The organism is Pseudomonas sp. B414 (assembly GCF_055408445.1).
This window is the reverse complement of sequence record NZ_JBUZTQ010000001.1, coordinates 18,484-43,434: the sequence shown is the minus strand read 5'-3', so window position 1 is coordinate 43,434 and position 24,951 is coordinate 18,484. Positions and strand designations below refer to the sequence as shown.

22 protein-coding genes are annotated in these 24,951 nt (G+C 58.6%); 12 read left to right on the top strand and 10 right to left on the bottom strand.

The genetic code is table 11. The features are described 5' to 3' along the window. Positions 1–49: 49 nt before the first annotated feature. From ACZRMH_RS00205 to ACZRMH_RS00170, 8 genes are all read right to left on the bottom strand, one after another. A complete protein-coding gene (locus ACZRMH_RS00205) occupies positions 50–1,972 on the bottom strand; it encodes a PrkA family serine protein kinase (protein WP_019823081.1) in 1,923 nt (640 codons plus the stop codon). Between the two features lie 299 nt (positions 1,973–2,271). Continuing rightward, on the bottom strand, positions 2,272–2,601 hold the full coding sequence (glpE, locus tag ACZRMH_RS00200; protein ID WP_464011619.1) for a thiosulfate sulfurtransferase GlpE: 330 nt from the start codon (positions 2,599–2,601) through the stop codon (positions 2,272–2,274). Positions 2,602–2,633: 32 nt separating this feature from the next. Then, positions 2,634–3,515, bottom strand: a complete 882-nt coding sequence (locus ACZRMH_RS00195; protein WP_464011618.1) for a symmetrical bis(5'-nucleosyl)-tetraphosphatase — start codon at positions 3,513–3,515, stop codon at positions 2,634–2,636. Beyond that, entirely contained in the window at positions 3,515–3,895 is a 381-nt protein-coding gene (gene apaG / locus ACZRMH_RS00190; RefSeq protein ID WP_464011617.1) for a Co2+/Mg2+ efflux protein ApaG, read from the bottom strand. Before apaG ends, ACZRMH_RS00195 begins: the two co-directional genes overlap by 1 nt. Positions 3,896–4,018: 123 nt before the next feature. Continuing rightward, positions 4,019–4,837: a 16S rRNA (adenine(1518)-N(6)/adenine(1519)-N(6))-dimethyltransferase RsmA gene (rsmA, locus tag ACZRMH_RS00185; protein ID WP_464011616.1), complete on the bottom strand. Its 819-nt coding sequence runs from the start codon at positions 4,835–4,837 to the stop codon at positions 4,019–4,021. Then, a complete protein-coding gene (gene pdxA / locus ACZRMH_RS00180; protein WP_464011615.1) occupies positions 4,834–5,823 on the bottom strand; it encodes a 4-hydroxythreonine-4-phosphate dehydrogenase PdxA in 990 nt (329 codons plus the stop codon). The genes rsmA and pdxA overlap by 4 nt, the downstream gene beginning before the upstream one ends. Continuing rightward, positions 5,820–7,154 carry a peptidylprolyl isomerase SurA gene (gene surA / locus ACZRMH_RS00175; RefSeq protein ID WP_464011614.1) on the bottom strand — a complete coding sequence of 445 codons (1,335 nt, stop codon included), beginning with the start codon at positions 7,152–7,154 and terminating at the stop codon, positions 5,820–5,822. Before surA ends, pdxA begins: the two co-directional genes overlap by 4 nt. Beyond that, positions 7,135–9,888: an LPS-assembly protein LptD gene (locus ACZRMH_RS00170; RefSeq protein WP_464011613.1), complete on the bottom strand. Its 2,754-nt coding sequence runs from the start codon at positions 9,886–9,888 to the stop codon at positions 7,135–7,137. The genes surA and ACZRMH_RS00170 overlap by 20 nt, the downstream gene beginning before the upstream one ends. A 131-nt stretch (positions 9,889–10,019) precedes the next feature. On the opposite strand from ACZRMH_RS00170, the gene ACZRMH_RS00165 reads away from it, so the two are divergent. The 3 genes from ACZRMH_RS00165 to ACZRMH_RS00155 are packed head-to-tail and all read left to right on the top strand — an operon-like array spanning position 10,020 to position 12,479. Then, positions 10,020–11,045 (top strand): aminoglycoside phosphotransferase family protein, encoded by a 1,026-nt coding sequence (locus tag ACZRMH_RS00165; protein WP_464011612.1) that lies wholly within the window; start codon positions 10,020–10,022, stop codon positions 11,043–11,045. Continuing rightward, on the top strand, positions 11,042–11,713 hold the full coding sequence (gene murU, locus ACZRMH_RS00160) for an N-acetylmuramate alpha-1-phosphate uridylyltransferase MurU (protein ID WP_464011611.1): 672 nt from the start codon (positions 11,042–11,044) through the stop codon (positions 11,711–11,713). Before ACZRMH_RS00165 ends, murU begins: the two co-directional genes overlap by 4 nt. Position 11,714: 1 nt before the next feature. After that, on the top strand, positions 11,715–12,479 hold the full coding sequence (locus ACZRMH_RS00155; protein WP_464011610.1) for a TerB family tellurite resistance protein: 765 nt from the start codon (positions 11,715–11,717) through the stop codon (positions 12,477–12,479). A gap of 6 nt (positions 12,480–12,485) precedes the next feature. On the opposite strand, the gene ACZRMH_RS00150 is transcribed toward ACZRMH_RS00155, so the two are convergent. Beyond that, positions 12,486–13,457 carry an alpha/beta hydrolase family protein gene (locus tag ACZRMH_RS00150; RefSeq protein WP_464011609.1) on the bottom strand — a complete coding sequence of 324 codons (972 nt, stop codon included), beginning with the start codon at positions 13,455–13,457 and terminating at the stop codon, positions 12,486–12,488. 74 nt (positions 13,458–13,531) lie between these two features. On the opposite strand from ACZRMH_RS00150, the gene ACZRMH_RS00145 reads away from it, so the two are divergent. The 6 genes from ACZRMH_RS00145 (at position 13,532) to ACZRMH_RS00120 (ending at position 21,194) form a co-directional block, all read left to right on the top strand. Beyond that, positions 13,532–15,922, top strand: coding sequence for a PAS domain-containing sensor histidine kinase (locus ACZRMH_RS00145; RefSeq protein WP_464011608.1), 2,391 nt, complete (start codon positions 13,532–13,534; stop codon positions 15,920–15,922). Between the two features lie 7 nt (positions 15,923–15,929). After that, entirely contained in the window at positions 15,930–16,565 is a 636-nt protein-coding gene (locus tag ACZRMH_RS00140) for a response regulator (protein ID WP_464011607.1), read from the top strand. Between the two features lie 272 nt (positions 16,566–16,837). Beyond that, entirely contained in the window at positions 16,838–17,962 is a 1,125-nt protein-coding gene (locus ACZRMH_RS00135; RefSeq protein WP_464011606.1) for an ABC transporter ATP-binding protein, read from the top strand. 40 nt (positions 17,963–18,002) lie between these two features. Beyond that, positions 18,003–19,043, top strand: a complete 1,041-nt coding sequence (locus ACZRMH_RS00130; RefSeq protein WP_464011605.1) for an ABC transporter substrate-binding protein — start codon at positions 18,003–18,005, stop codon at positions 19,041–19,043. A 68-nt stretch (positions 19,044–19,111) separates the two neighbouring features. Continuing rightward, complete coding sequence (locus ACZRMH_RS00125; RefSeq protein WP_464011604.1) at positions 19,112–20,359, top strand: ABC transporter permease; 1,248 nt, start codon at positions 19,112–19,114, stop codon at positions 20,357–20,359. Between the two features lie 10 nt (positions 20,360–20,369). Then, complete coding sequence (locus ACZRMH_RS00120; protein WP_464011603.1) at positions 20,370–21,194, top strand: ABC transporter permease; 825 nt, start codon at positions 20,370–20,372, stop codon at positions 21,192–21,194. On the opposite strand, the gene ACZRMH_RS00115 is transcribed toward ACZRMH_RS00120, so the two are convergent. Further along, positions 21,191–21,649, bottom strand: coding sequence for an REP-associated tyrosine transposase (locus ACZRMH_RS00115; protein WP_464011602.1), 459 nt, complete (start codon positions 21,647–21,649; stop codon positions 21,191–21,193). The genes ACZRMH_RS00120 and ACZRMH_RS00115 overlap by 4 nt on opposite strands. A 260-nt stretch (positions 21,650–21,909) precedes the next feature. Here ACZRMH_RS00115 and rpe point away from each other — a divergent pair, with 260 nt between their 5' ends. The 3 genes from rpe to trpE all read left to right on the top strand — a co-directional run bounded on the left by rpe (position 21,910) and on the right by trpE (position 24,951). Further along, positions 21,910–22,584, top strand: a complete 675-nt coding sequence (gene rpe / locus ACZRMH_RS00110) for a ribulose-phosphate 3-epimerase (protein ID WP_019823117.1) — start codon at positions 21,910–21,912, stop codon at positions 22,582–22,584. Then, positions 22,581–23,399, top strand: a complete 819-nt coding sequence (locus ACZRMH_RS00105) for a phosphoglycolate phosphatase (RefSeq protein WP_464011601.1) — start codon at positions 22,581–22,583, stop codon at positions 23,397–23,399. Before rpe ends, ACZRMH_RS00105 begins: the two co-directional genes overlap by 4 nt. Before the next feature lie 70 nt (positions 23,400–23,469). Continuing rightward, positions 23,470–24,951 carry an anthranilate synthase component I gene (trpE, locus tag ACZRMH_RS00100; protein ID WP_464011600.1) on the top strand — a complete coding sequence of 494 codons (1,482 nt, stop codon included), beginning with the start codon at positions 23,470–23,472 and terminating at the stop codon, positions 24,949–24,951.

Sequence of the window (24,951 nt, the reverse complement as noted above, 5' to 3'; positions counted from 1 at the left end):
ATTGCCCATGCCTTTTCTTGCAGCTTGAGGCTTGAGGCTTACAACTGCCTCACTGCGACTTGCGGACCCGCAGGTACCACTCGGAGAGCAGCCGTACTTGTTTGTCGGTATAGCCACGTTCGACCATTCGAGTAACAAAGTCGTTGTGTTTTTGTTGGTCCTCTTTGCTCGCCTTGGCGTTGAAGCTGATAACCGGCAGCAGGTCTTCGGTGTTGGAGAACATTTTTTTCTCGATCACCACCCGCAGCTTCTCGTAGCTGAGCCAGGTCGGGTTTTTGCCGTTGTTGTTGGCGCGGGCACGCAATACGAAGTTGACGATTTCGTTGCGGAAATCTTTCGGGTTGCTGATGCCGGCCGGCTTCTCGATTTTTTCCAGCTCCTCGTTGAGGGCCACACGGTTGAGGATTTCGCCGGTTTCCGGGTCTCGATATTCCTGATCCTGAATCCAGAAGTCGGCGTAGAGCACGTAGCGATCGAAGATGTTTTGCCCGTATTCGCTGTAGGACTCCAAGTAAGCGGTCTGGATTTCCTTGCCGATAAACTCGATGTAGCGTGGCGCCAGGTATTCCTTGAGGAAGCGCAGGTAGCGCTCACGGGTTTCAGCCTGGAACTGTTCCTGCTCGATCTGCTGTTCCAGTACGTAGAGCAGGTGTACCGGGTTGGCAGCAATTTCGTGCGGGTCGAAGTTGAACACCTTGGACAGGATCTTGAACGCAAAGCGGGTCGAAAGGCCGTTCATGCCTTCGTCGACGCCGGCGTTGTCGCGGTATTCCTGGATGGACTTGGCTTTCGGATCGGTGTCCTTGAGGTTCTCGCCGTCATAGACCCGCATCTTGGAATAAATGTTGGAGTTTTCCGGCTCTTTGAGGCGTGACAGCACGGTGAACTGGGCCAGCATTTTCAGAGTGTCAGGCGCGCAATGGGCTTTGGCCAGCGAGCTGTTGAACAGCAGTTTGTCGTAAATTTTTACTTCGTCACTGACGCGCAGGCAGTACGGTACTTTGACGATGTAGATCCGGTCGATAAACGCTTCGTTGTTCTTGTTGTTGCGGAAGGTGTGCCATTCCGACTCGTTGGAGTGGGCCAGCAGGATGCCGGTAAACGGAATCGCCCCCAGGCCTTCGGTACTGTTGTAGTTACCTTCCTGGGTGGCAGTCAGCAGTGGGTGCAGCACCTTGATCGGCGCCTTGAACATCTCCACGAATTCCATCAGGCCCTGGTTGGAACGGCACAGGGCGCCCGAGTAGCTGTAGGCGTCGGCGTCGTTCTGCGGGAACTCTTCCAGTTTCCGGATATCGACCTTGCCGACGAGTGCCGAAATGTCCTGGTTGTTTTCGTCACCGGGTTCGGTTTTGGCAACACCGATCTGGTTGAGGATCGATGGATAGAGTTTCACCACGCGGAACTGGCTGATATCACCGCCAAACTCGGCCAGGCGTTTGGTCGCCCACGGCGACATGATGGTGCTCAGGTAGCGTTTCGGGATGCCAAAGTCTTCTTCGAGGATCGCGCCATCTTCGGTGGCGTTGAACAGGCCCAAAGGCGACTCGAAAACCGGCGAGCCCTTGATCGCATAGAAGGGCACTTTTTCAATCAGCTGTTTCAGTTTTTCGGCAAGGGAAGACTTGCCGCCCCCGACCGGGCCCAGCAGGTAGAGGATTTGTTTCTTCTCTTCCAGGCCCTGCGCAGCATGGCGGAAGTAGGAGACGATCTGGTCGATGCATTCTTCCATTCCGTGGAAGTCTTCAAAGGCCGGATAACGACGAATCACCTTGTTGGAGAAGATGCGCGACAGTCTAGAGTCGTTTGAGGTGTCCAGTAGTTCCGGTTCACCAATGGCCAGCAGTAGCCGTTCAGCGGCAGAGGCATAAGTGCTTTTATCTTGCTTGCACAGCTCAAGATATTCCTGGAGCGTGAGCTCTTCCTGGCGTGTGGATTCAAAGCGTTGTTGGAAGTGGCTAAAAATACTCATGACGTCACCTCGCTCGATACGTGGAGTCGGCGATAGATCGGTCAGTTCGAGTGCTGGCATGCAGCAGCATTTCAGCTGCTGTGTACCCCCCAGGACACCATCAAGGTGGCTAAACCCTTGAAGTTACTACCGATGATCCATTCGCCGGTGTACCGGCTCTCCCCAGATTTGGATGGCCTGAGGTAAAGGATAGTTGGTAATCCGGGAGGTCAAGGGTGGATGCGTGAAATGTTGCGCCTGACCGTTGGTCAGGCGGCCCGCCAGCCCTTTGATCACGGGGGCTGGGGCTTATAAAAATATTATTCGTCGGCGCTTTGGGCGGTTTCGTCCGGGTAAGTTGCACGCCACAACTCGAAGCCGCCATCGAGGCTGTAGACCTCGCTAAAGCCCTGGCCTACCAGATAGGCGGCAGCACTTTGGCTGGAATTGCCGTGGTAGCAGGCCACGATCAGCGGGGCATCGAGATCGGCGTTGGCGATAAAGTCGTGCAGCGAGTGATTGTCCAGGTGCTTCGCGCCGCTGATATGGCTGGCGGCGAAGGCCTGCGGGTCGCGCACATCAACAACGACAGCGCCTTGTTCGCGCAGGGCTTGGGCCTGTTCTGGCGGGATACGTTTGAATTCGGTCATGGGAGATTCCTGTGGCCTGACAACGGGCGCGGTTAGCCGGCGCCCAAGGGTTGGGAAGGTGGGGTGGTTTGCAGGGCACTGGCGGGCGCAGCAAGTGCCGGGTCGTCGCAGTCGCAGAGCAGGCGCTGGCCGGTGTCGACATTGAGCAGGGTCATGGCCCCGCCCCAGACACAGCCGGTATCGAGTGCGTAGATGCCGGGCTCCTTGCAGTTGCCTTCCAGTGCCGCCCAATGGCCGAAGATGATCTTCAGGCCCTGGGTTTTGCGCTCTTTATAACTGAACCATGGCGCGTAGCCGGGCGGTGCGCTGCCTATGCCCTCTTTGCTCTTGAGGTCGAGTTTGCCATCCCGGGTGCAAAACCGCATCCGGGTGAAATAGTTGGTAATAACCCTTAGGCGGGTGACACCCGTGAGTTCGTTGTCCCACTTGGCCGGATCGTTGCCGTACATGCCGTCAAGGTAGGGGCCGATAAGGTTGTCATCGCGCAAGGCCTGTTCAACTTCGCTGGCACATTTGAGCGCTTTTTTCAGCGTCCACTGTGGCGGTATGCCCGCATGCACCAGTGCGATATTGCGCTCGGCATCGTAATGCAGCAGTAATTGCTGGCGCAGCCAGCTCAGCAGTTCATCGCAATCGGGGGCCTGGAGGATTTCACGCAGGGTGTCGCCTTTTTTCAGACGTTCGATATTGCGGCCTGCTGCGAGCAGGTGCAGGTCATGGTTGCCCAGTACACAGACCAGTGATTCACGCATACGGTACAAAAAGCGCAAGGTTTCCAGCGACTCCGGGCCGCGGTTGACCAGGTCACCCACCAGCCACAGTTTGTCTTTAGCGGGATCGAAGGCTACGCGTTCGAGCAGGCGTTTGAGCGGTTTGAGGCAACCTTGCAGGTCGCCAACGGCATACACCGCCATCAGTGCAGGGCTCCGGGGACCGCAAGACGGAAGGGCGCAATGATGGCTTTGAACTCATGGCCGTCCTCGGCATGCATCAGGTAGCTGCCCTGCATGGTGCCGACTTTGGTCGTGATAACCGAACCACTGCTGTAGATGTGCTCGCTGCCGGGATCAATCTTCGGCTGCAGCCCTACAACACCGGCGCCACGGACTTCTTCAACATGACCATCGCCGTCGGTGATTACCCAGTGCCGGGACAGCAGTTGTGCAGGCACGGAGCCGTTGTTGCGCACCGTGATGGTATAGGCAAAGGCAAAGCGCTGATGTTCGGGCTGCGATTGGTCTGGCAGGTAACGTGTGACGACGCTGACGTCGACCAGATAGCGGGGATCGTGCATGCGAGAGGCCTTACTTGAAAGCGAAGACACAGTTCGGGATAAAACTGATGCCTGAGTCTAGGCCAAACAACGGGTACTAGGCCAGATGTGGTGTCTGGCCGGGTACCCGATTTTTCTCGGCGATCAGTCGGCAGCGGGCGCTACGACCGGTTGTTCGCTGAGTTTGTCGGCCAGGCGCACAAAGGCGGCCAGGTCGAGTTGCTCGGGGCGCTTGCTGCCATCGACGCCGGCGGCTTCGATTTCAGCATTGCTGAGCAAGGCTTTGAGGGTGTTGCGCAGGGTTTTGCGACGCTGATTGAAGGCTTCTCGAACCACGCGCTCAAGCAGGCGATGGTCTTTGGCCGGGTGTGGCAGCACTTCGTGCGGTACCAGGCGGACAATCGCCGAATCAACTTTTGGCGGCGGGTTGAATGCACCCGGGCCTACGTTGAACAGGTGTTCGACGCGGCAGTGGTACTGAACCATGATCGACAGACGACCCCAGTCGCCACCGCCAGGGCCGGCCGCCATGCGCTCTACCACTTCTTTTTGCAGCATGAAGTGCATGTCGCGGATCAGCTCGGCGTTTTTCAGCAGGTGAAAAATCAGCGGCGTGGAGATGTTGTACGGCAGGTTACCGACCACGCGCAAGGTGCGCGGTGCAGCGTTGAGGCTTTTGAAGTCAAACTTAAGCGCATCGCCCTGGTGCAGGTTGAAGTTGCTCATGCCTGCAAACTGGCGATTGAGGATCGGGATCAGGTCTTTGTCGAGTTCCACGACGTCAAGCTGGCCACCGCTGTTGAGGATGCCTTCGGTCAGGGCGCCCTGGCCCGGGCCGATTTCCAGCAGGCGATCTTCAGTCTTGGCGTTGATGGCGCGCAGGATGCGGTCAATAACACCGGCATCGTGCAGGAAGTTCTGGCCAAAGCGCTTGCGCGCCTTGTGTTGGTATTGCTCGTTCATATACGGGTCTCGGCCATCTGGTAGGCGGTTTCCAGCGCGACTTGCAGGCTGCCGGTATCGATCTTGCCGCTGCCCGCCAGATCCAGGGCGGTGCCGTGGTCGACAGAGGTGCGGATAATCGGCAGGCCCAGGGTGATGTTGACCGCGGCGCCAAAGCCCTTGTACTTGAGTACGGGCAGGCCTTGGTCATGGTACATCGCCAGCACTGCGTCGCAGTGTTCCAGATATTTGGGGGTAAACAGAGTGTCGGCAGGCAGCGGGCCACGCAGGTCCATGCCCTCGCTGCGCAGAAGCTCCAGGGTTGGTTCGATGATGTCTATTTCTTCATGGCCCAGATGCCCGCCTTCACCAGCATGGGGGTTGAGCCCGCAGACCAGGATACGCGGTTGGGCGATGCCGAATTTTTGTTGCAGGTCGGCGTGCAGGATACGGGTAACCCGCATCAGCCGCTCGGGGGTGATTGCATCGCTGACCTGACGCAGGGGCAGGTGGGTGGTGACCAGTGCCACGCGCAGTCCGCGGGTGGCAAGCATCATCACGACCTGCGGGGTTTGGGTCAGGTCGGCGAGGAATTCGGTGTGTCCGGAGAACGGGATGCCCGCTTCGTTGATCACGCCTTTGTGTACCGGCGCGGTAATCATCCCGGCAAAGTCACCATTGACGCAGCCTTGCGCGGCGCGGGTCAGGGTTTGCAGCACAAAGGCTGCATTGGCCTTGTCCAGCGTACCGGCAGTGACAGTTGCTTTCAGTGGCGTGTCCCACACGTACAAACTGCCTGCTGGAGCCGGTTGCTCGGGCCAGTTGCCAGGCTCGACCGGTAGCAGGCTGACAGCCACGCCCAGCTGCGCGGCCCGCTCAAGGAGCAGGTCGCGGCTGGTAATGGCAATCAGGGGGTGTGGCTGGTGTTGCGAAGCGAGCAGCAGGCACAGGTCTGGACCTATACCTGCCGGTTCACCGGGTGTCAGTGCAAAACGCTGTGTTTTCACTGCGTGGCCTGATCTGCGCTATCGGTACCGTTAGCGCCAGGCAGTTTGATTTCTACATAGGCTTCGTCGCGGATCTGACGCAGCCAGCTTTGCAGCTCTTCATCGTACTTGCGGTTACGCAGTGCGTTCTGTGCCTGCTGTTCACGGGCCTGGGTGGTGCTGTCGGTGGCGCGACGGCCAAGGACTTCCAGAACGTGCCAGCCGTATTGGGTCTTGAACGGCTTGGACAGTACGCCTTGCGGAGTATCGGCCATGGCTTCGCGGAACTCGGGTACCAGCGAATTCGGGTCAACCCAGTTCAGGTCACCGCCGTTAAGGGCAGAACCCGGGTCTTCCGAATAAGTCTTGGCCAGGGTGGCAAAGTCTTCGCCCGACGTGATGCGGTCGTAAATTTTGCTTGCCAGCTCTTTGGTTTGCGCTTCAGTACGAATTTCGCTTGGTTTGATCAGGATATGACGGACATGTACTTCGTCCACCACCACTGATCCACCGCCACGCTTCGCATTCAGCTTGAGGATGATAAAGCCGCCAGGCGTACGTACCGGAGGTGTTACATCACCTACAGGCATTTCGCTGAGCATGCGGTCGAAAGGGGGTGGCAGTTGAGCAGCTTTACGCCAGCCCATGTCCCCGCCTTCCAGTGCCGTGTCGCTGCCGGAGCGGGCGATGGCCATCTGTGCGAAGTCCGCGCCTTGCTTAAGCTTGTTGTAGACGTCTTCAGCTTGCTTTGCAGCATTCTGGATGGCGTCCGAGCTTGCGCTCTCAGGCGTTGGGATCAGGATATTGGCCAGATTGTACTCTTCGGACAGCTGCATTTTGCCCAGGTCCGAGGCCAGGAAGTTCTTCACTTCCTGATCCGTTACCTGAATGCGCTCGGCCACGCGACGTTGACGCACACGGCTGATGATCATCTCGCGACGCACCTGCTCGCGGGCATCTTCATAAGACAGGCCGTCGTGGGCCAGGGCCTGACGGAACTGCTCGATGGACATGCCGTTGCGCTGGGCGATGGTGCCGATGGCCTGGTTCAGCTCTTCATCCGTGATGCGGATGCCCGAGCGCTCGCCGATCTGCAGTTGCAGGTTTTCGACGATCAGGCGCTCAAGCACTTGCTGATCCAGAACGCTGGCAGGCGGTACGCCCTGGCCACGCTTGGCAATGGTTTGCTGAACTTCGTGGACACGCTGGTCCAGTTGGCTCTGCATGATCACGTCGTTGTCGACGATGGCCACCACTTTATCCAGGGGCTGTACTGCAGCGCTGGCTGCAGTACCCAGGAACAACGCGCCCAGCATTAGCGGGCGCAGACACTCAGAAAGCTTGATCTTCACGTTCACGATAACCTTGGATGCCTTTGTCGAGGAAGCTCTCTACTTTGGTGCCAACAACGCCACCGAGACCTTTCAGCACAACTTGGAGGAAGAGACCATGGTCGCCCTTCTCATTTTGAGGGGCTTCTTGGGTGTACTCGTCGTTGGATACCCAATAACGGCTGATCAGACGAAGCTTCCAGCAGCAGTTGTCATACTCGAAGCCACCGAAGGCTTCCAGGGTACGGTTGCGGTTGTAGTCGTACTGCCAGCGGCTGATGGCGTTCCATTGCGGCACGATCGGCCAGATAACCGAGAAGTCGTGCTGCTGGATCTTGTAGTAGTCCTTGATATAGCCAGGTTGCCCCGGAGACAGGTAGTCGCCGCCGCCCACGGTCCACTTGCCGGTGTACTGGTCGTAGCGAACCTGGTCGTTGCGATAGCGGTAGCCGACGTTAACAACCTTGTTCGGGTTGTCTTCAGGCTGGTAGTGCATGAATGCACTGCCTGAACGCGGGCTGTGGCTGTCCGGATCCCAGTTGTAGTCGGCGGTTGCACGCCAGTCGCGGTTGAAGCGATAGGCGTATTCCAGAGCATACGGAGACACGTTGGACGTTGCGTCTGCACGATCTGCATCAATGCCAGGCAATTGAACCTTGCGGTCCTTGAAGTAGTACGCCTGGCCCACGCTGATGCGCTGACGCTCAAAGCCATTGTCTTCGATCAGGCGACTGGTCAGGCCCAGCGACAGCTTGTTCTCGTCGCCGACGCGGTCGGTGCCGGTGAAGCGGTTGTCACGCCACAGCGAGGAGTAGCTGAAGGTGCTTTCGCTGGTGTCGAAAATCGGGATGTCATCCTGATTTTTTTCCGGCACATACAGATAGAACGCACGCGGTTCCAGGGTCTGGCGATAGTTGGTGCCAAACCAGTTGGTGTTGCGGTCGAAGTACAGGCCACTGTCGACGCTGGCGATAGGCACGCTACGGCTGACAGTGCTGTCGAACTTGCCGCCGGCATTGACCAGCTGTGTCTTGCCGGTGCCATCCAGATCCAGATCATACTGGGTGTACATGTATTTAAGGGATGGCGTCAGGAAACCATAGCTCCAGTTCAGCGGCAGGCTGACACTTGGTGCAAGGTTCATGCGTGTACCGTTGGCGCGGGCCAGACCTGCAACGTTGTTGTCAAGGCGAGGCGCCACTGTGCCGTCTTCGTTGGTGTAACTGCCGTTTTCAAGGCTACGGTCGAAGCGGACCAGCTCGGTGTTATAGGCGAAGTTCAAGCCGCTCGGGTGCTGTGGCAGCATACCGTTGAGGGTGAGCTGCGGCAGCATGTTGTAAGGCGTGATCTGAGTAACAGTGGCCAGTTGATAGGCCTGCGCGTTCAGGCGAGCAGTGTAGTCATCGCCACGGTAGCTGACGGCGCCCTGCTGGTTCAGATAATCACGGCTTTCCACACCGATCTGGTCACTTTCCAGGTCCTGGAAGTAATACGGATCGCTGATCTTGGTGTAGTCGACTTCGGTCAGTACACGGGAGTCCAGACCACCCTTGTGCTGCCAGTTGAGCATGTAGCGCTTGTCGGTGTAGTCGGTCTGGCGCTTGCGGTCGTCGTTGTCGTCGTTGAGGTACGCAGCACCGAACTGACCTTCGCTGGACTCGGTCAGGTAGCGGAACTCGCCTTCCATCAACAGGCCGCGTTTGGTCATGTAGCGCGGGTACAACGTGGCATCGTAGTTGGGTGCCAGGTTGAAGTAGTACGGGGTCACGAGCATAAAGCCGGTGTCGGTGCTGCTGCTGAAGGACGGCGGCAGGAAACCGGACTGACGGCGATCATCGATCGGGAAGTAGATGTACGGGGTGTAGAAGATCGGAATGTCCTTGACCCGCAGCGTCACGTTGGTCGCCGTACCGAAACCGGTGGCCGGGTTCAACGTGATGTTGTTGCCCTTGAGCTGCCAGGCATTGCTGCTCGGTTCGCACGTGGTGTACGTACCGTCCTTGAGGCGGATGATCGAGTCTTCGGCACGCTTGGCGTACAGCGCACTGCCGCGAATACGCGACTTGTGCAGCACGTATTCAGCGTTGTCGACCTTGGCGGCACCAGTGTCCAGCTGGACATCGGCGTGGTCGCCGACGATCAGCGCACCGTTGTCACGCAGGCGCACCTTGCCGTTGAGCTCGCCACGGCTTTCAGCCTGATACAGGCTGGCTTCGTCGGCTTCAATCTGCATGCTGCCCTGGCGCATGACCACGTCACCGGCCAGCGTCGCTACCTGCTCTTCCTGCTCATAGCGGGAGGCTTTGGCACCGATAAAGGTCGGCGCGTCGCTTTTGTTGGTGGGGTCGTTCATGCCCGGACGGATAGGCTCTACGTACGAACCGGAGCAGTACGGGCCGGTTTCGGCCAACTGGGCAGCGGTCAGCTTGTCACGCGGCACCCAGTCGAGGTGGCTGTAGTCGTCACTGCGGGCTTTGAGCCCACGGCCTTTGGCCTCGGTAACCAGCGGAGCTTTTTCAGCTTGCACGCTGGTTTCACCGCTGGCACCCACAGACCCGTCGCCATGCGCAGGGCGCGGTGGCAGTTGCGCCACATTGGTTTTTGGTGCGCAATCCCAGCCTCCCGTAGCCGACACGGAACAGTCATACTGCTCCTCAGCAAACGCGAACGGCGTGGCGAAAGGTTGCATGGCCAGCAAACTGCCGGTTACCAGCAACGGAAATTTTCTACGAAACGCGGGGGATTTCAATGCCATCTTATTAGTCCGGGCTTCCTGCGTGCCATCAGCCCGCGGTGGGGGACCGCACGCCTATCGATGGTCTGGAAAAGATTCTGGATAATAAAGCATGACCCGCTTGACGGCTAGCGCCGTCGGAGACCCTTGTAATGCCTGACCAAGATGTACGCCTGCAACACCTGAAAGTTTGGCTGGATGAACAGTTGGCAACCTTGTTCGCGAATGAGGGTTGGGGTGCTGTGCCCCCGGCCACGCTGACTGCTGCCAGTAGCGATGCGAGTTTTCGGCGCTATTTTCGCTGGGAAGGCGAGGGCCGCAGTTTTGTCGTGATGGATGCGCCGCCGCCCCAGGAAAACTGCCGACCTTTCGTCGAAATTGCTGATTTTTTACGTACTTGCCTGATTAACGTACCGAAAATTTATGCTCAGGACCTCGATCGCGGCTTTCTTTTGCTCAACGATCTGGGCAATAAAACCTTTCTTGACGTGATCAACAGCAGCAACGCCGATGAGTTGTTCAAGGATGCGATCGAAGCCTTGCTGGCCTTCCAGCAACTGCCGATGACCGAGCCTTTGCCCAGCTACGACGTGGCCTTGTTGCGCCGCGAGCTTGAACTGTTCCCCGAGTGGTACGTGCGCGCTCACCTGGGCGTTGATTTCAATGAACAGCAACTGGGGGCCTGGCAGCGGGTCAGCGCATTGCTGATCGACAGTGCGCTGGCCCAGCCCAAGGTGCTGGTGCACCGCGACTTTATGCCACGCAACCTGATGCTCAGCATTCCCAACCCCGGTGTCCTGGATTTCCAGGACGCGGTTTATGGCCCGGTAACTTACGACATCACCTGCCTGTTCAAGGATGCCTTTCTTAGCTGGCCCGAAGAGCGTGTGCGTGCCTGGCTACTGGATTACTGGAAGCTGGCGCTGCCATTGGGCATCCCGGTGCAACGCGACTTTGAAGAGTTCCTGCGCGCCAGCGACCTGATGGGTGTGCAGCGGCATTTGAAAGTGATCGGCATTTTTTCGCGTATTTGCCACCGTGATGGCAAACCGCGCTATCTGGCCGATGTGCCGCGTTTCTTCTCTTATATAGAAGCAGTACTGGCACGGCGCCCCGAGCTGGCAGAGCTGGGTGAATTGTTCGCCAGCCTGGGGTTGACCAGCGAGGCCGATGCATGAAGGCGATGATTCTGGCGGCCGGTAAAGGCGAGCGCATGCGACCGCTGACCCTGCACACGCCGAAGCCATTGGTTCGCGCTGGCGGCGTGCCGCTGATCGAGTACCACTTGCGGGCACTGGCAGCGGCGGGTTTTACCGACATCGTGATCAACCACGCCTGGCTGGGTCAGCAAATTGAAGACTACCTGGGCGACGGTTCGCGCTTTGGTGTCAGCATCCAGTACTCCCCGGAAGGCGAGCCGCTGGAGACCGGTGGCGGGATTTTCAAAGCCTTGCCGTTGCTGGGCGATGGCCCTTTTGCAGTGGTGAACGGTGATATCTGGACCGATTACGACTTTGCTGCCTTGCGTAAACCGTTGGCCGGGCTGGTTCATCTAGTACTCGTAGATAACCCGGCGCACCACACGAGCGGGGACTTCAGCCTGAACGACGGGCAGGTTCAAGATGGCGTGCCGGGGGCCGATACGCTGACCTACAGCGGTATCGCCGTGCTCCACCCCGTGCTGTTCAAGGGTTGCACGGCGGGTGCATTCAAGCTGGCGCCGCTATTACGCAAGGCCATGGCCGCAGGGCAAGTGACAGGTGAACGTTTGCAGGGACATTGGGTGGACGTGGGTACCCATGAGCGCTTGGCTGAGGTCGAGGCGTTGATCAAGGGCGCCCGCTAGCATGTTGTGGCCAGGGACTCTGATCGGAGCCGGAGCCGGCTTTTTTATTGCCAGTATTCCGGGGGCCATGCTTGGTGCTTTATTGGGGCAGGCGCTGGACCGGCGCTTGCAACTGCACAGTTGGGCCCACTTGCTTGAGCGTCTTGGCGCGCGGCCGGTGCTGCGCAATGATGAACTGTTATTTGTCCTGCTCGGCCGCCTGGCCAAAAGCGGCGGCCAGGTCGTGGACAAGCATATCGAACAGGCGCGGCTGGAAATGCGTCAGCTCGATATGCAAGCCGCAGCGCAACAGCGTGCCATTGCCGCGTTCAATCGCGGCAAGTCCGGCACTGATTCGCTACGTGGTTATCTGCAGCGGCTCAAGGCCCAGCCCCATGCGGCAGAAGGCGTATTGCGCGCCTGTTGGCGGATGATCCTGGCCGATGGCCGGGTTGCGCCCCAGGAGCGTGAGTTGATTGTGCTGTGGGGTGGCTGGCTGGGTTGGAACCGGCAACAGGTACTGGCGTTGGGCGGCGAAAATGACGCCCAGAGAAAACCTGTGGCGACCCGTGGCGGCACTTATCAGCAGTCGCTGATCTTGTTGGGGGTTACCGCCACCAGTGATCCGGCGCAGATCAAGCGTGCCTATCGACGTTTGCTCAGTCGTCATCACCCGGACAAGGTTGCAGGTACCGGAGCCAGCCCTGCGCAGGTACGTGAAGCCACGGAAAAAACCCGCGAATTGCATCAGGCCTACGCCTTGATCCGTGAACGGCTCGGGTTTTAGCCTCGTTTACTTATCCACAGGCTGCGGGCTGAGCCAGCCACGCACCCGGCGGAACAATTGCTCCTGCTCGCCATCCCGGTTACCCGGGGTGGCGAACAATCCCACCTGTTTGAAATTCGAACCGTTAGCCCGCTTGCTGGCCTGTAATCTTTGCAGGGCGGCTTCGCGGGCCCATGGCTGATCCTTAAAGAAGATATCCAGCAAGGCAACGTTAAGGGCCGGGGTCAACTGGCTCAAGTCCGGTTCTGCCAGCACGGGTTTGCGGGCAGACACCATGATCAGCTTCTGGATCTGGGCCGGGTGCTTGGTACTGATATAGCGCGATGCCCAATAGGCCCCGGAGCCGTGGCCGAGCAGGACAATGCTGCGCATGTTCTGGTGCTGGGCAAAGGCAATGGCCGCATCAATGCGGGCGAAGATGCGTTCGGCATCGACCTTGTCCAGATCTTGCCCGCTTTGAGCGGTTTCGCCTTCTGTGCTCTCGGTGCCGGCACTGGCTGCCTGCTCGATGGGTTTGGCTGTGGTGCTGGCCGCTTTGCTGCTACTGTCTGTCGCAATTGTTGCAGGAGGTTTTTCTGGTTCAGCTTCCCGCGCCTGGCTGGCTTCGCTTTGCATGTCCGGCAAGCTCAGGCTCAGGCTCGCCCAGTTGGCGTCCGGCAGCTTGTTGCGCAGAGGGCCAACGGTCAGTGGCCAGTCAGCGGTTTCACCGGCTCCGGGGATGATAATCACCGCACCGTTGGGGTCGCTGCTGTTGGCGGGTTTCCACAGGGCGAGAAAACTGTCGTTGGGCGCTTGCAGTTGTTGTTGCTCATGGTGCGGCAGTTGTCGCTCAAGTGCGGCCGCATCTTCCTGGCTGCGCTCTGGCAGAGGCTCGCGCACAGGTGGCTTGGCCTCGGTTTCGGCGGCAAATACTGGCAGGGCGAGCGGCAACATCAGCGACAGGCACAAGGCCGGCAGTGCCAGACGATAAGAAAACATCGGTTATTCCAGGCCAGAAGTAGTCCCGGCAGCGTAATGGGTTGATCAGTATTTGTCAGGGTGTGAGCGTTTAGATGAGACGTTTTTGCTATCTGTGGATTATCGGCTGGCTCTGGCTGCCCTTGATGGGGCATGCCGCTGCTGTGCCTGCGGCTCAACTGTCGGCCGAGCAACAGCAATGGCTGACCCGGCATAAAGAACTGCGGGTGGGGCTGGTGTTGCAGGCACCCTATGCCAAATTCGATCAGCGCTTGCAGCAGTTATCCGGGGCCAATGTCGAGTTGATGAAGTGGCTGGCGCAGGCGCTCGACGTTGAACTGATCTGGCGTAACTATCCTGATTTGGCGCAACTCGAACAGGCCGCCCGTGCCGGAGAAATAGACCTGGTTCCGGGGCTGACCCAAACTCCGACCGGTTTGCGCCAGTGGCAGTTTTCCGATCCTTATATGCGGGTGCCACAGTTGCTGGTGGGCGTGCGTAATGGCACCGGCTCGGTGGATCTGGAAAATATTGATAGCCAGAACCGGGTCGCGGTGCGCATGCCCAGTGCCACGGCCGATTTTTTACGCAGCAGTTACCCCGGCCTCAATTTGCAGGGTGTGCCGCTGGAGCGGCAGGCCTTGCAGCTGTTGCTCAGTCAGCAAGCCACGTATGCAGTGATCGATGAAGCCCAGCTCAGTCGCTTGTCTGCCGAGCCCGAGTTTGCCGAGTTGGCGGTGGTGGGTGATGTCGGCTTGCCGCAGTTGCTGCGGGTTGCGACGCGCCGTGACTGGCCTGAATTGGCCGGTATTGTCGAGCGCGGCCTGCATGCGATTCCGGCTCGAGACATGGAGCAACTTCACAGCCGCTGGCTGCAACCCAAGTACCCGCACCTCGGCCCGTCCCCCGGCTTTTGGCAGAACCTGAGTTTGCTGATTGGTGCGTTGCTGCTGGCCAGCATGGCCATTGTGGTGTGGCAGCGTCGCCAGCAAACGAGTCTGGAGCGGGCCTTGCTCAATGCCCGGGAAGATCTCGTGTTGCGTACCGCCAGTGCAGAGGCCTTGCGCCTGAGCCAGTTTTCCATCGACCAAAGCCCGGTGGGCATTCTGTGGGTCAATTGGGACAGCCATGTGCGCTACGCTAACCGTGCGGCCGAAGACATGCTTGGTTACCAGCCGGGCACTGTGCTGGACCGTCCGCTAAGTGATTTCGAGCCGGGCCTGAATATGGACCGCTGGCTGAACATGTGGCGACGCGCACGTAATCGCAAAGAGGGCGTACATCGCAGTGAAACCCTCTGCGTGCGCGCCGATGGCAGTGAGTTTCCTGCGGATGTGACCTTGAGCTTCCTGCGCTTTCAAACAGCGGAATACCTGGTCGTTTACCTCAATGACATCACCGAGCGGCACCGGGTGCAGGCCGCCTTGCAAGAAAGCGATGCACGCTTGCAGGGTATTGCCGCCAACGTGCCGGGACTGGTGTTTCGTCTGGAGCGTTCGCTGCTGACCGGTGAGCTGGACTTTCCTTACATCAGCGAGGGCAGCGAAAGCCTGGCGGGGTTTTCCCCGGCTACGTTACGTCTGCGCGAAGTGGGCTTGCGTAGCCTGGTGCATCCCGATGACAAGGCGGATTACCATCGGGTGCAGGATTTGGCGCTGGATAGCGACAGCGACTGGTCATGGCAGGGTCGGATCCTGACCCGCCAAGGCCAGCAGCGTTGGGCTGAAATCAAGGCGATTACCCGCCGCCTGGATGATGGCACCGTGGTGTGGGACGGCATTGTCTGGGATATCAGCGAAAGTAAACGTATTGAACTCGAACTCGACCGCTCCCGTGGTCAGTTGCGCGAATTGTCGGCGCACCTTGAGAGCGTGCGTGAAGAAGAGAAGGCGCGCATCGCCCGCGAAGTTCATGATGAGCTAGGGCAGATGCTGACGGTGCTCAAGTTGGAAACCTCGATGTGCGAGCTGGCCTATGCGCAGCTGGATCCGGGGTTGCATGAGCGGCTTAACAGCATGAAAAAACTGATTGCCCAGCTCTTTCAACTGGTACGTGATGTCGCCACGTCATTACGCCCGCCGATTCTGGATGCTGGTATCAGCTCGGCCATCGAATGGCAGGCCAGACGTTTTGAAGCGCGTACGAGTATTCCCTGTCTCGTACAGGTCCCGGAATACTTGCCGCCTTTGGGTGCGGCCATGGAAGTGGGGTTGTTCCGCATTCTGCAAGAGGCCCTGACCAATGTGATGCGCCATGCCCATGCGCATACGGTAGAGCTGACCTTGAGTGTGGAGGGCAAGGAACTGTGCCTGAGCATCAGTGATGACGGCCAGGGTTTTGAGCCGGGTAGAGATCGGCCTGTTTCCTTCGGCGTGGTGGGGATGCGCGAGCGGGTATTGATGTTGGGCGGTACGTTGTCTTTGCACAGTACTCCGGGGGAGGGAACGACCCTGACGGTACGCGTGCCTTTGGTTGAGAAAAGTTGATGAGGAAATGCTTGTGATTCGTGTACTGGTAGCGGAAGACCACACCATCGTGCGTGAAGGGATCAAGCAATTGATCGGCCTGGCCAAGGACCTGCTGGTGGTGGGGGAGGCCAGTAATGGCGAGCAGTTGCTGGAAACTCTGCGCCATGTACCGTGCGAAGTAGTGTTGCTGGATATCTCCATGCCAGGGGTCAATGGTCTGGAAGCAATCCCGCGGATCCGTGCGCTGAATAATCCACCGGCGATTCTGGTGTTGTCGATGCACGACGAAGCGCAAATGGCGGCGCGCGCGCTGAAGTTCGGCGCTGCGGGTTATGCCACCAAAGACAGCGACCCGGCGCTTTTGCTGATGGCTATTCGCAAGGTTGCGGCGGGCGGGCGCTATATCGACCCGGACCTGGCGGACCGCATGGTATTCGAGGTTGGCCTGACCGATTCGCGGCCCTTGCATGCCTTGCTGTCCGAGCGTGAATTCTCGGTGTTCAAGCGCCTGGCCCAGGGTGATAACGTCAATGATATTGCCCAGCAGCTGGCGCTGAGCAGCAAGACTATCAGCACTCATAAGGCGCGACTGATGCAAAAGCTCAACATCACTTCGCTGGCGGAGTTGGTGAAATATGCGATGGAGCACAAGTTGTTGTAGTCGTGGTGTACACAACAACCTGGCCTGCTCCCACAGGTTTATTGCTGCCCTTGAAATTTACAACATGCCTGTTTGCGACAGCTTTTCACATGGACGTTACCGGTCTGCTGGGTAGCCTGTGCTTTACCATCCCAATCACGACATCCCTGTAGGGCACCCCCTACCCAAGCCCTTCCAACCCTCTGATGTCAATCTCTCTTGCCCGCTGATTTCTGTGTACTGACCTATTCTTTAGTGTGGGGCCATGGCAGTCCAAAACAAAAGGTGTGGTTATGAGTGAGGTCGGTGCAAGCGCTGGGGTGGATGAAATTCTGGTCAGCTTTCGTGGCGTGCAAAAAAGCTACGACGGCGAAAACCTGATCGTCAAGGATCTCAACCTGGAGATTCGCAAAGGCGAGTTCCTGACCTTGCTCGGGCCATCCGGTTCGGGCAAAACCACCAGCCTGATGATGCTGGCCGGTTTCGAGACGCCTACCGCCGGTGAAATCCAGCTGGCCGGGCGCTCGATCAATAACGTGCCACCGCACAAGCGTGATATTGGCATGGTGTTTCAGAACTATGCGTTGTTCCCGCACATGACCGTGGCCGAAAACCTCGGCTTCCCGCTGTCGGTGCGCGGCCTCAACCGCACCGATATCAGTGAACGGGTCAAGCGGGTACTGAGCATGGTGCAGCTAGATGCTTTCGCCCAGCGCTACCCGGCCCAGTTGTCCGGCGGCCAGCAACAGCGTGTGGCACTGGCCCGGGCGCTGGTGTTCGAGCCGCAACTGGTGCTGATGGACGAACCCCTGGGCGCACTGGACAAACAGCTGCGTGAACATATGCAGATGGAAATCAAACACTTGCACCAGCGCCTGGGCGTGACTGTGGTCTATGTGACCCATGACCAGGGTGAAGCCCTGACCATGTCCGATCGTGTTGCCGTGTTCCATCAAGGTGAAATCCAGCAGATCGCCCCGCCGCGCATGCTCTATGAAGAGCCGAAAAACACCTTTGTGGCCAACTTTATTGGCGAAAACAACCGCCTCAATGGCCGCCTGCACAGTCAGGACGGCGACCGCTGCGTGGTCGAACTGAGCCGGGGCGAAAAGGTCCAGGCGCTGGCGGTGAATGTCGGCCGCACGGGTGACCCGGTGACCCTGTCAATTCGCCCCGAACGCGTCAGCCTCAATGGCTCCAGCGAATCGTGCGCCAATCGGTTTTCGGGCCGGGTTGAAGAGTTTATCTACCTGGGCGACCACGTCCGGGTACGCCTGGAAGTGTGCGGCATGAATGATTTCTTTGTGAAACAGCCGATTGCCGAGCTGGACCCCACCCTGGCCGTCGGTGACGTCGTGCCATTGGGCTGGCAGGTCGAACATGTACGTGCGCTGGACCCTCTCTTAGAGGCGAATTGATCGCCCCGGCTTCACCAACCCTGCACAGTGGAGAACAACAATGCATACATCCTTCAAGTTCACGGCCATAAGTCTGGGCCTGATGTTCGCGGCCAATGCACTGGCTGCAACCGATCTGACCGTGGTGTCGTTTGGCGGCGCAAACAAGGCCGCACAGGTCAAAGCCTTTTATGCACCCTGGGAAGCCAAGGGCGACGGCAAGATCATCGCCGGCGAGTACAACGGTGAAATGGCCAAGATCAAAGCCATGGTTGATACCAAAAGCATCTCTTGGGATCTGGTAGAAGTGGAATCCCCGGAACTGTCCCGTGGTTGCGACGAGGATATGTTCGAACCGCTGGACCCGGCGCTGTTTGGCAACCCTGAGCAGTACGTCAAAGGCGCGATCCAGTCCTGCGGGGCCGGTTTCTTTGTTTGGTCCACCGTGCTGGCCTATAACGCCGACAAGCTGAAAACCGCGCCGACCAGCTGGGCGGATTTCTGGGACACCAAGACCTTCCCGGGCAAACGCGGGCTGCGCAAGGGTGCGAAGTACACACTCGAATTCGCGTTGATGGCTGACGGGGTGGCCCCGAAGGATGTCTACACCGTACTGGCCAGCAAAGATGGCCAGAACCGCGCCTTCAAAAAGCTCGATGAACTCAAGCCAAGCATTCAATGGTGGGAAGCAGGCGCCCAGCCGCCTCAGTACCTGGCCTCGGGTGACGTGGTAATGAGCTCGGCCTATAACGGTCGCATTGCTGCCGTGCAAAAAGAAAGCAATCTGAAAATCGTCTGGAACGGCGGTATCTACGATTTCGATGCATGGGCCATCCCAAAAGGTCTCGGCAAAGCCAAGGCCGATGCGGCCAAGAAGTTCATGGCCTTCACCCTGTTGCCACAACAGCAGAGTGTCTACTCGCAAAACATTGCCTACGGCCCGGCCAACAAGGAAGCCATGCCATTGCTGCCTGAAGCCGTACAGGCAGACATGCCGACTGCCCCGCAAAACATCGTCAACCAGGTACAGATCGACGTCAGCTTCTGGGCTGATAACGGCGAGCAACTGGAACAACGCTTCAACGCCTGGGCTGCCAAGTAAGCAGCGCTGACATGCGGTGCGGCCCATCGGGCTGCGCCGCCATCGTTTAAAGATTTTCGGAGTTCGCCATGGCCGTCACCGTTCCCCTGAACGAGGTCTCCAGCCCCACCTTGAAAAAGCGCCTGGCGCATGCCGAGCGGGTCAACCGCTGGAAGGCGCAGGCGTTGATTGCCCCCCTGGTGATCTTTTTGCTGCTGGTGTTTCTGGTACCGATTGCGGCTCTTCTCTACAAGAGCGTCGGCAACCCGGAAGTCGTCGAGGGCTTACCGCGCACTGTGGTTGCCGTGCAGAGCTGGGATGGCAAGGGCTTGCCGGCGGAACCTGTGTATCAGGCCCTGAGTGAAGACCTGGCCGAAGCCCGCAAGAATCAAGTCTTGGGCGACTTGTCCAAGCGTCTGAATATGGAACTGGCCGGCTATCGCAGCCTGCTGATGAAAACCGCCAAGGCGCTGCCGTTCAAGGCGGCCCCTGAGTCGTACAAAGATGGCATGGAAAGCATTGATGAGCGTTGGGGCGACCCGGCGTACTGGCAGGCGATCAAGCGCAACAGCTCCAGCGTGACCCCGTTTTACCTGCTGGCGGCTGTGGATCACCGTATCGACGATCTGGGTGAAATCGCCCAGGCCACGCCTGATCAGTCGATCTATCTGGATATCTTCGCCCGTACCTTCTGGATGGGCTTTGTGATCACCTGCATTTGCCTGGTACTGGCCTACCCGCTGGCGTATTTGCTGGCTAACCTGCCAACCCGGCAAAGCAACCTGTTGATGATTCTGGTGCTGCTGCCGTTCTGGACCTCGGTGCTGGTGCGGGTCGCTTCCTGGATTGTACTGCTGCAATCAGGAGGCCTGATCAATAGCGCGCTGATCAACATGGGGCTGATCGACAAGCCGCTGGAACTGGTGTTCAACCGCACCGGGGTGTACATCGCGATGGTGCATATCCTGTTGCCATTTATGATTCTGCCGATCTACAGCGTGATGAAAGGCATATCGCCCACCTATATGCGTGCCGCGATCTCACTGGGCTGTCATCCGTTTGCCAGCTTCTGGCGGGTGTACTTCCCACAAACTTATGCCGGTGTCGGGGCGGGTTGCTTGCTGGTGTTCATTATTGCCATTGGTTACTACATCACCCCGGCATTGCTTGGCAGCCCGAACGACCAGATGGTCAGCTACTTTGTGGCGTTTTACACCAACACCAGCATCAACTGGGGCATGGCGACAGCGTTGGGCGGCTTGCTGCTGCTGGCTACCGTAGTGCTGTACCTGATGTACAACTGGCTGGTCGGCGCTAGCCGCCTGCGTTTGAGTTAAGGAGAACGCCATGCTGAGCCCATACATGTCACCCGTTGAGCGGGTCTGGTTCTACAGCTTGCGCATTCTTTGCGGGCTGATCCTGTTGTTCTTGATATTGCCGGTGCTGGTGATTATTCCGCTGTCGTTCAACTCGGGTAGTTTTCTGGTGTATCCGCTGCAGGGCTTTTCGCTTCACTGGTACCAGGACTTCTTTGCTTCGGCAGAGTGGATGCGTGCCCTGAAAAACAGCGTGATCGTGGCCCCGGCGGCCACGGTGCTGGCGATGGTGTTTGGCACACTGGCGGCAATTGGCTTGACCCGTGGCGACTTCCCCGGCAAGGCGCTGGTGATGGCGCTGGTGATTTCACCGATGGTGGTACCTGTGGTGATTATCGGTGTGGCCAGCTATCTGTTTTTTGCGCCGCTGGGCCTGGGCAACAGTTACTTCTCGCTGATTGTGGTGCATGCGGTATTGGGCGTGCCCTTTGTGATCATCACGGTGTCGGCAACTTTGCAGGGTTTCAACCACAACCTGGTGCGGGCTGCTGCCAGTCTGGGGGCTTCGCCCTTGACCGCATTTCGTCGGGTGACCTTGCCGCTGATTGCACCGGGGGTGATTTCGGGGGCGCTGTTTGCCTTTGCCACATCTTTTGATGAAGTAGTGGTCACTCTGTTTCTGGCCGGGCCAGAGCAAGCAACCCTGCCACGGCAGATGTTCAGCGGCATCCGCGAAAACCTCAGCCCGACCATCGCTGCAGCGGCGACCTTGCTGATCGCCTTTTCGGTGGTGTTGCTGTTGACGCTTGAGTGGTTGCGCGGGCGCAGCGAGAAAATGCGTACGGCGCAGGTCTAGACCCAGCAGGCATCCCAGAGGGGGTAATCGCCGATCCGGGTGGTTATTTGTGCGCGGATCGGGTTTTTGATGAGGTAGCGGGCAGCGGCTTTAAGGTCATCCTCCTTGCGCAAGGCCCGGTCGTAATAGCCTTTTTGCCATAGTCGGGTTGTGGAGCGGGTGGCCAGATTGACGGCTACGCAGCTGCGCGACTTTATGCGGCACATCAATTCCCCCAGCGTTTTGTTGCGTAATTCAACTAGCCAATGGCAGTGATCAGGCATCACCACCCAGGCAATTGAATTGACGATGCCTTCGTCGTGGGCGTGTCGGAGCTGGTTGACCAGCAGACGGCCCAGATGAAAGTCGCTGAATACGGGGCGCCGCTGGTCGGTGACGGTGGTGAGCAGGTAGATGCGGCCAGGTTCGGAGTAGCGGCCTTTTAATAGTTGTTTACTACCATAGGATCTGGGCATTCCTTTGCCTTTTCTGTGATGTTTTTTCTAGGCTAGATGCCATTCGACCGAATAGCGGGCTGCATTGTTGGCGAGATATTGCTGGAAGGTCCTTCGGCCCTTTTCGCAGCCTTCGGCAGCGACTACAGGTTTTGTATCCGATTTTGTAGTCGCTGCCGAAGGCTGCGATCGGGCGCGGAGCGGCCGCAGGGATGGTGTGCGCGTCACGGTGGGCGGTATACAATGCGCGCCACCGTGTTTAGCCCACTAAAAGGTGCGTCATGCAGCCCTTCGCTATTGCCCCATCGATTCTTTCCGCCGATTTCGCCCGTCTTGGCGAAGAAGTGGACAACGTACTCGCCGCGGGTGCTGATATCGTTCACTTCGATGTCATGGACAATCATTACGTACCCAACCTGACCATCGGCCCGATGGTCTGCGCTGCCTTGCGCAAGTACGGCATCACTGCGCCCATCGATGCCCATCTGATGGTCAGCCCGGTTGACCGGATCATCGGCGACTTTATCGAGGCCGGCGCTACCTACATCACGTTCCACCCCGAGGCCACCCAGCACATCGACCGCTCCCTGCAACTGATCCGCGAAGGCGGCTGCAAGGCAGGTCTGGTGTTCAACCCGGCCACTCCGCTGGATGTGCTCAAGTACGTGATGGACAAGGTCGACATGATCTTGCTGATGAGCGTCAACCCGGGCTTTGGCGGGCAGAAATTCATCCCCGGCACCCTGGATAAACTGCGTGAGGCCCGTGCGCTGATCGATGCCTCCGGCCGCGAGATTCGCCTGGAAATCGACGGTGGTGTAAACGTCGGCAATATCCGTGAAATCGCCGAAGCCGGTGCCGACACCTTTGTCGCCGGTTCCGCGATTTTCAACACGCCAAACTACGAAGAAGTCATTCAAAAAATGCGTGCCGAGCTTGCGTTGGCCCGCCCATGAGCCGCTTTGAGCAGCTACTCCAGGGGCAGCTGCCAAAACTGGTGATGTTCGATCTGGATGGCACCCTGATTGATTCGGTACCGGATTTGGCTGTTGCCGTGGAGACCATGCTGCTCAAGCTGGGTCGTCCGCCCGCCGGGATTGAAAACGTGCGGTTGTGGATCGGTAACGGCGCGCCCATGCTGGTGCGGCGCGCCCTGGCCGGCAATATGGACGGCAGCGGCGTTGATGACGCCGAAGCCGAACAGGCCCTGGAGATTTTCATGCAGGCCTACGATGGCGGCCATGCACACACCAAGGTCTACCCCGGCGTACGCGAAAGCCTCAAGTGGCTGCAAAAGCAGGGCGTTGAAATGGCCCTGATCACCAACAAGCCGGAGCGCTTTGTCGCGCCCCTGCTGGATGAGCTGAAACTGGGGCGGTTTTTCCGCTGGATCATTGGCGGCGATACCCTGCCGCAGAAAAAGCCTGACCCTGCCGCGCTGTTGTTTGTGATGAAAATGGCGGGCGCCACTCCCGCACAATCAATGTTTGTCGGCGACTCGCGCAATGACGTGCTGGCGGCCAAGGCTGCTGGCGTGCGCTGCGTCGCCCTGACTTATGGCTACAACCATGGTCGGCCGATTGAAGAAGAGTCACCCGATATGGTGATTGGCAACCTGCAAGAGCTGATAGCCGGTTGCTTAGAGTCTGCACCTGAGATAACGTTGGGCAATTCCGATTCCCCCTCTCGAAGAGATTCCATCGTGGTGGTCACTCGCAAACTCTGGATGAAAGTTATCAAGGCCCTGGCCCGTTGGCGTTGGCGCGCCTGACTTGAATCTGGCCGCTTAGTCGGCATGTTTGCATACCTGACCGTTTTACCCTCAGACCACGAGGCACCTCATGATCCGCGAAGAATTCCTGCGTTTGGCCGCTGCTGGCTATAACCGTATCCCCCTTGCACGCGAAACCCTGGCCGACTTCGATACACCGCTGTCGATTTATCTGAAGCTGGCCGACCAGCCCAACTCCTATTTGCTGGAGTCGGTGCAAGGCGGTGAGAAGTGGGGCCGTTATTCGATCATCGGTTTGCCGTGCCGCACCGTTCTGCGTGTGCATGAGCACCAGGTGCGCGTGACCCATGATGGTGTCGAGATCGAGTCCCTCGAATCCGATGATCCGCTGACGTTTGTCGAAGAGTTCAAGGCCCGTTACAACGTGCCGACCATTGCCGGCCTGCCGCGCTTCAACGGTGGCCTGGTGGGGTATTTCGGTTATGACTGCGTGCGGTATGTGGAAAAGCGTCTGGGTAAATGCCCGAACCCTGATCCACTGGGGGTGCCGGATATTCTGCTGATGGTGTCGGACGCTGTCGTGGTATTCGACAACCTGGCCGGCAAGATGCACGCCATTGTGCTGGTTGACCCGGCACAGCCTGACGCCTATGAAGAGGGCCAGGCCCGCCTTGAAGCGCTGCTTGAACAGCTGCGCCAACCCATTACCCCGCGTCGCGGCCTGGATTTTACGGCGCAGCAGGCAGCTGATCCGGTGTTCCGCTCCAGCTTCACGCAGAATGACTACGAAAAAGCCGTCGACACCATCAAGGACTACATCCTCGCTGGCGACTGCATGCAAGTGGTGCCGTCACAGCGCATGTCCATCGACTTCAAGGCCGCACCGATCGATTTGTATCGTGCGCTGCGCTGCTTCAACCCGACACCGTATATGTACTTCTTCAACTTCGGCGACTTCCATGTCGTGGGCAGCTCGCCGGAAGTGCTGGTGCGGGTTGAAGACAACCTGATCACCGTACGCCCGATTGCCGGTACACGCCCACGGGGTGCAACCGAAGAGGCCGATCTGGCGCTCGAAGAAGACCTGCTCAGTGATGACAAGGAAATCGCCGAGCACCTGATGCTGATCGACCTGGGGCGTAACGACACGGGCCGGGTATCAGAAATTGGCTCGGTCAAGCTCACCGAGAAGATGGTGATCGAACGTTACTCCAACGTGATGCATATCGTGTCCAACGTGACGGGCCAGCTTAAAAGCGGGCTGACGGCGATGGACGCACTGCGCGCGATTTTGCCAGCAGGTACCTTGTCCGGTGCCCCGAAAATCCGTGCGATGGAAATCATCGACGAGTTGGAACCGGTCAAGCGCGGTGTATACGGCGGTGCAGTGGGTTACTTCGCCTGGAACGGTAATATGGACACAGCGATTGCGATCCGTACTGCGGTGATCAAGGACGGTGAGCTGCATGTGCAGGCCGGTGGTGGCATTGTTGCTGACTCGGTCCCGGCCCTTGAGTGGGAAGAGACACTGAACAAGCGCCGCGCGATGTTCCGTGCCGTAGCCCTGGCCGAGCAAACCCCGAAGAATTAA

Coding starts and splice junctions, on each gene's coding strand:
- ACZRMH_RS00205 (WP_019823081.1), bottom strand. CDS start 1,972: ATGAGTATTTTTAGCCACTTCCAACAACGCTTTGAATCCACACGCCAG.
- glpE (WP_464011619.1), bottom strand. CDS start 2,601: ATGACCGAATTCAAACGTATCCCGCCAGAACAGGCCCAAGCCCTGCGC.
- ACZRMH_RS00195 (WP_464011618.1), bottom strand. CDS start 3,515: ATGGCGGTGTATGCCGTTGGCGACCTGCAAGGTTGCCTCAAACCGCTC.
- apaG (WP_464011617.1), bottom strand. CDS start 3,895: ATGCACGATCCCCGCTATCTGGTCGACGTCAGCGTCGTCACACGTTAC.
- rsmA (WP_464011616.1), bottom strand. CDS start 4,837: ATGAACGAGCAATACCAACACAAGGCGCGCAAGCGCTTTGGCCAGAAC.
- ACZRMH_RS00170 (WP_464011613.1), bottom strand. CDS start 9,888: ATGGCATTGAAATCCCCCGCGTTTCGTAGAAAATTTCCGTTGCTGGTA.
- ACZRMH_RS00165 (WP_464011612.1), top strand. CDS start 10,020: ATGCCTGACCAAGATGTACGCCTGCAACACCTGAAAGTTTGGCTGGAT.
- murU (WP_464011611.1), top strand. CDS start 11,042: ATGAAGGCGATGATTCTGGCGGCCGGTAAAGGCGAGCGCATGCGACCG.
- ACZRMH_RS00155 (WP_464011610.1), top strand. CDS start 11,715: ATGTTGTGGCCAGGGACTCTGATCGGAGCCGGAGCCGGCTTTTTTATT.
- ACZRMH_RS00150 (WP_464011609.1), bottom strand. CDS start 13,457: ATGTTTTCTTATCGTCTGGCACTGCCGGCCTTGTGCCTGTCGCTGATG.
- ACZRMH_RS00145 (WP_464011608.1), top strand. CDS start 13,532: ATGAGACGTTTTTGCTATCTGTGGATTATCGGCTGGCTCTGGCTGCCC.
- ACZRMH_RS00140 (WP_464011607.1), top strand. CDS start 15,930: ATGCTTGTGATTCGTGTACTGGTAGCGGAAGACCACACCATCGTGCGT.
- ACZRMH_RS00135 (WP_464011606.1), top strand. CDS start 16,838: ATGAGTGAGGTCGGTGCAAGCGCTGGGGTGGATGAAATTCTGGTCAGC.
- ACZRMH_RS00130 (WP_464011605.1), top strand. CDS start 18,003: ATGCATACATCCTTCAAGTTCACGGCCATAAGTCTGGGCCTGATGTTC.
- ACZRMH_RS00125 (WP_464011604.1), top strand. CDS start 19,112: ATGGCCGTCACCGTTCCCCTGAACGAGGTCTCCAGCCCCACCTTGAAA.
- ACZRMH_RS00120 (WP_464011603.1), top strand. CDS start 20,370: ATGCTGAGCCCATACATGTCACCCGTTGAGCGGGTCTGGTTCTACAGC.
- ACZRMH_RS00115 (WP_464011602.1), bottom strand. CDS start 21,649: ATGCCCAGATCCTATGGTAGTAAACAACTATTAAAAGGCCGCTACTCC.
- rpe (WP_019823117.1), top strand. CDS start 21,910: ATGCAGCCCTTCGCTATTGCCCCATCGATTCTTTCCGCCGATTTCGCC.
- ACZRMH_RS00105 (WP_464011601.1), top strand. CDS start 22,581: ATGAGCCGCTTTGAGCAGCTACTCCAGGGGCAGCTGCCAAAACTGGTG.
- trpE (WP_464011600.1), top strand. CDS start 23,470: ATGATCCGCGAAGAATTCCTGCGTTTGGCCGCTGCTGGCTATAACCGT.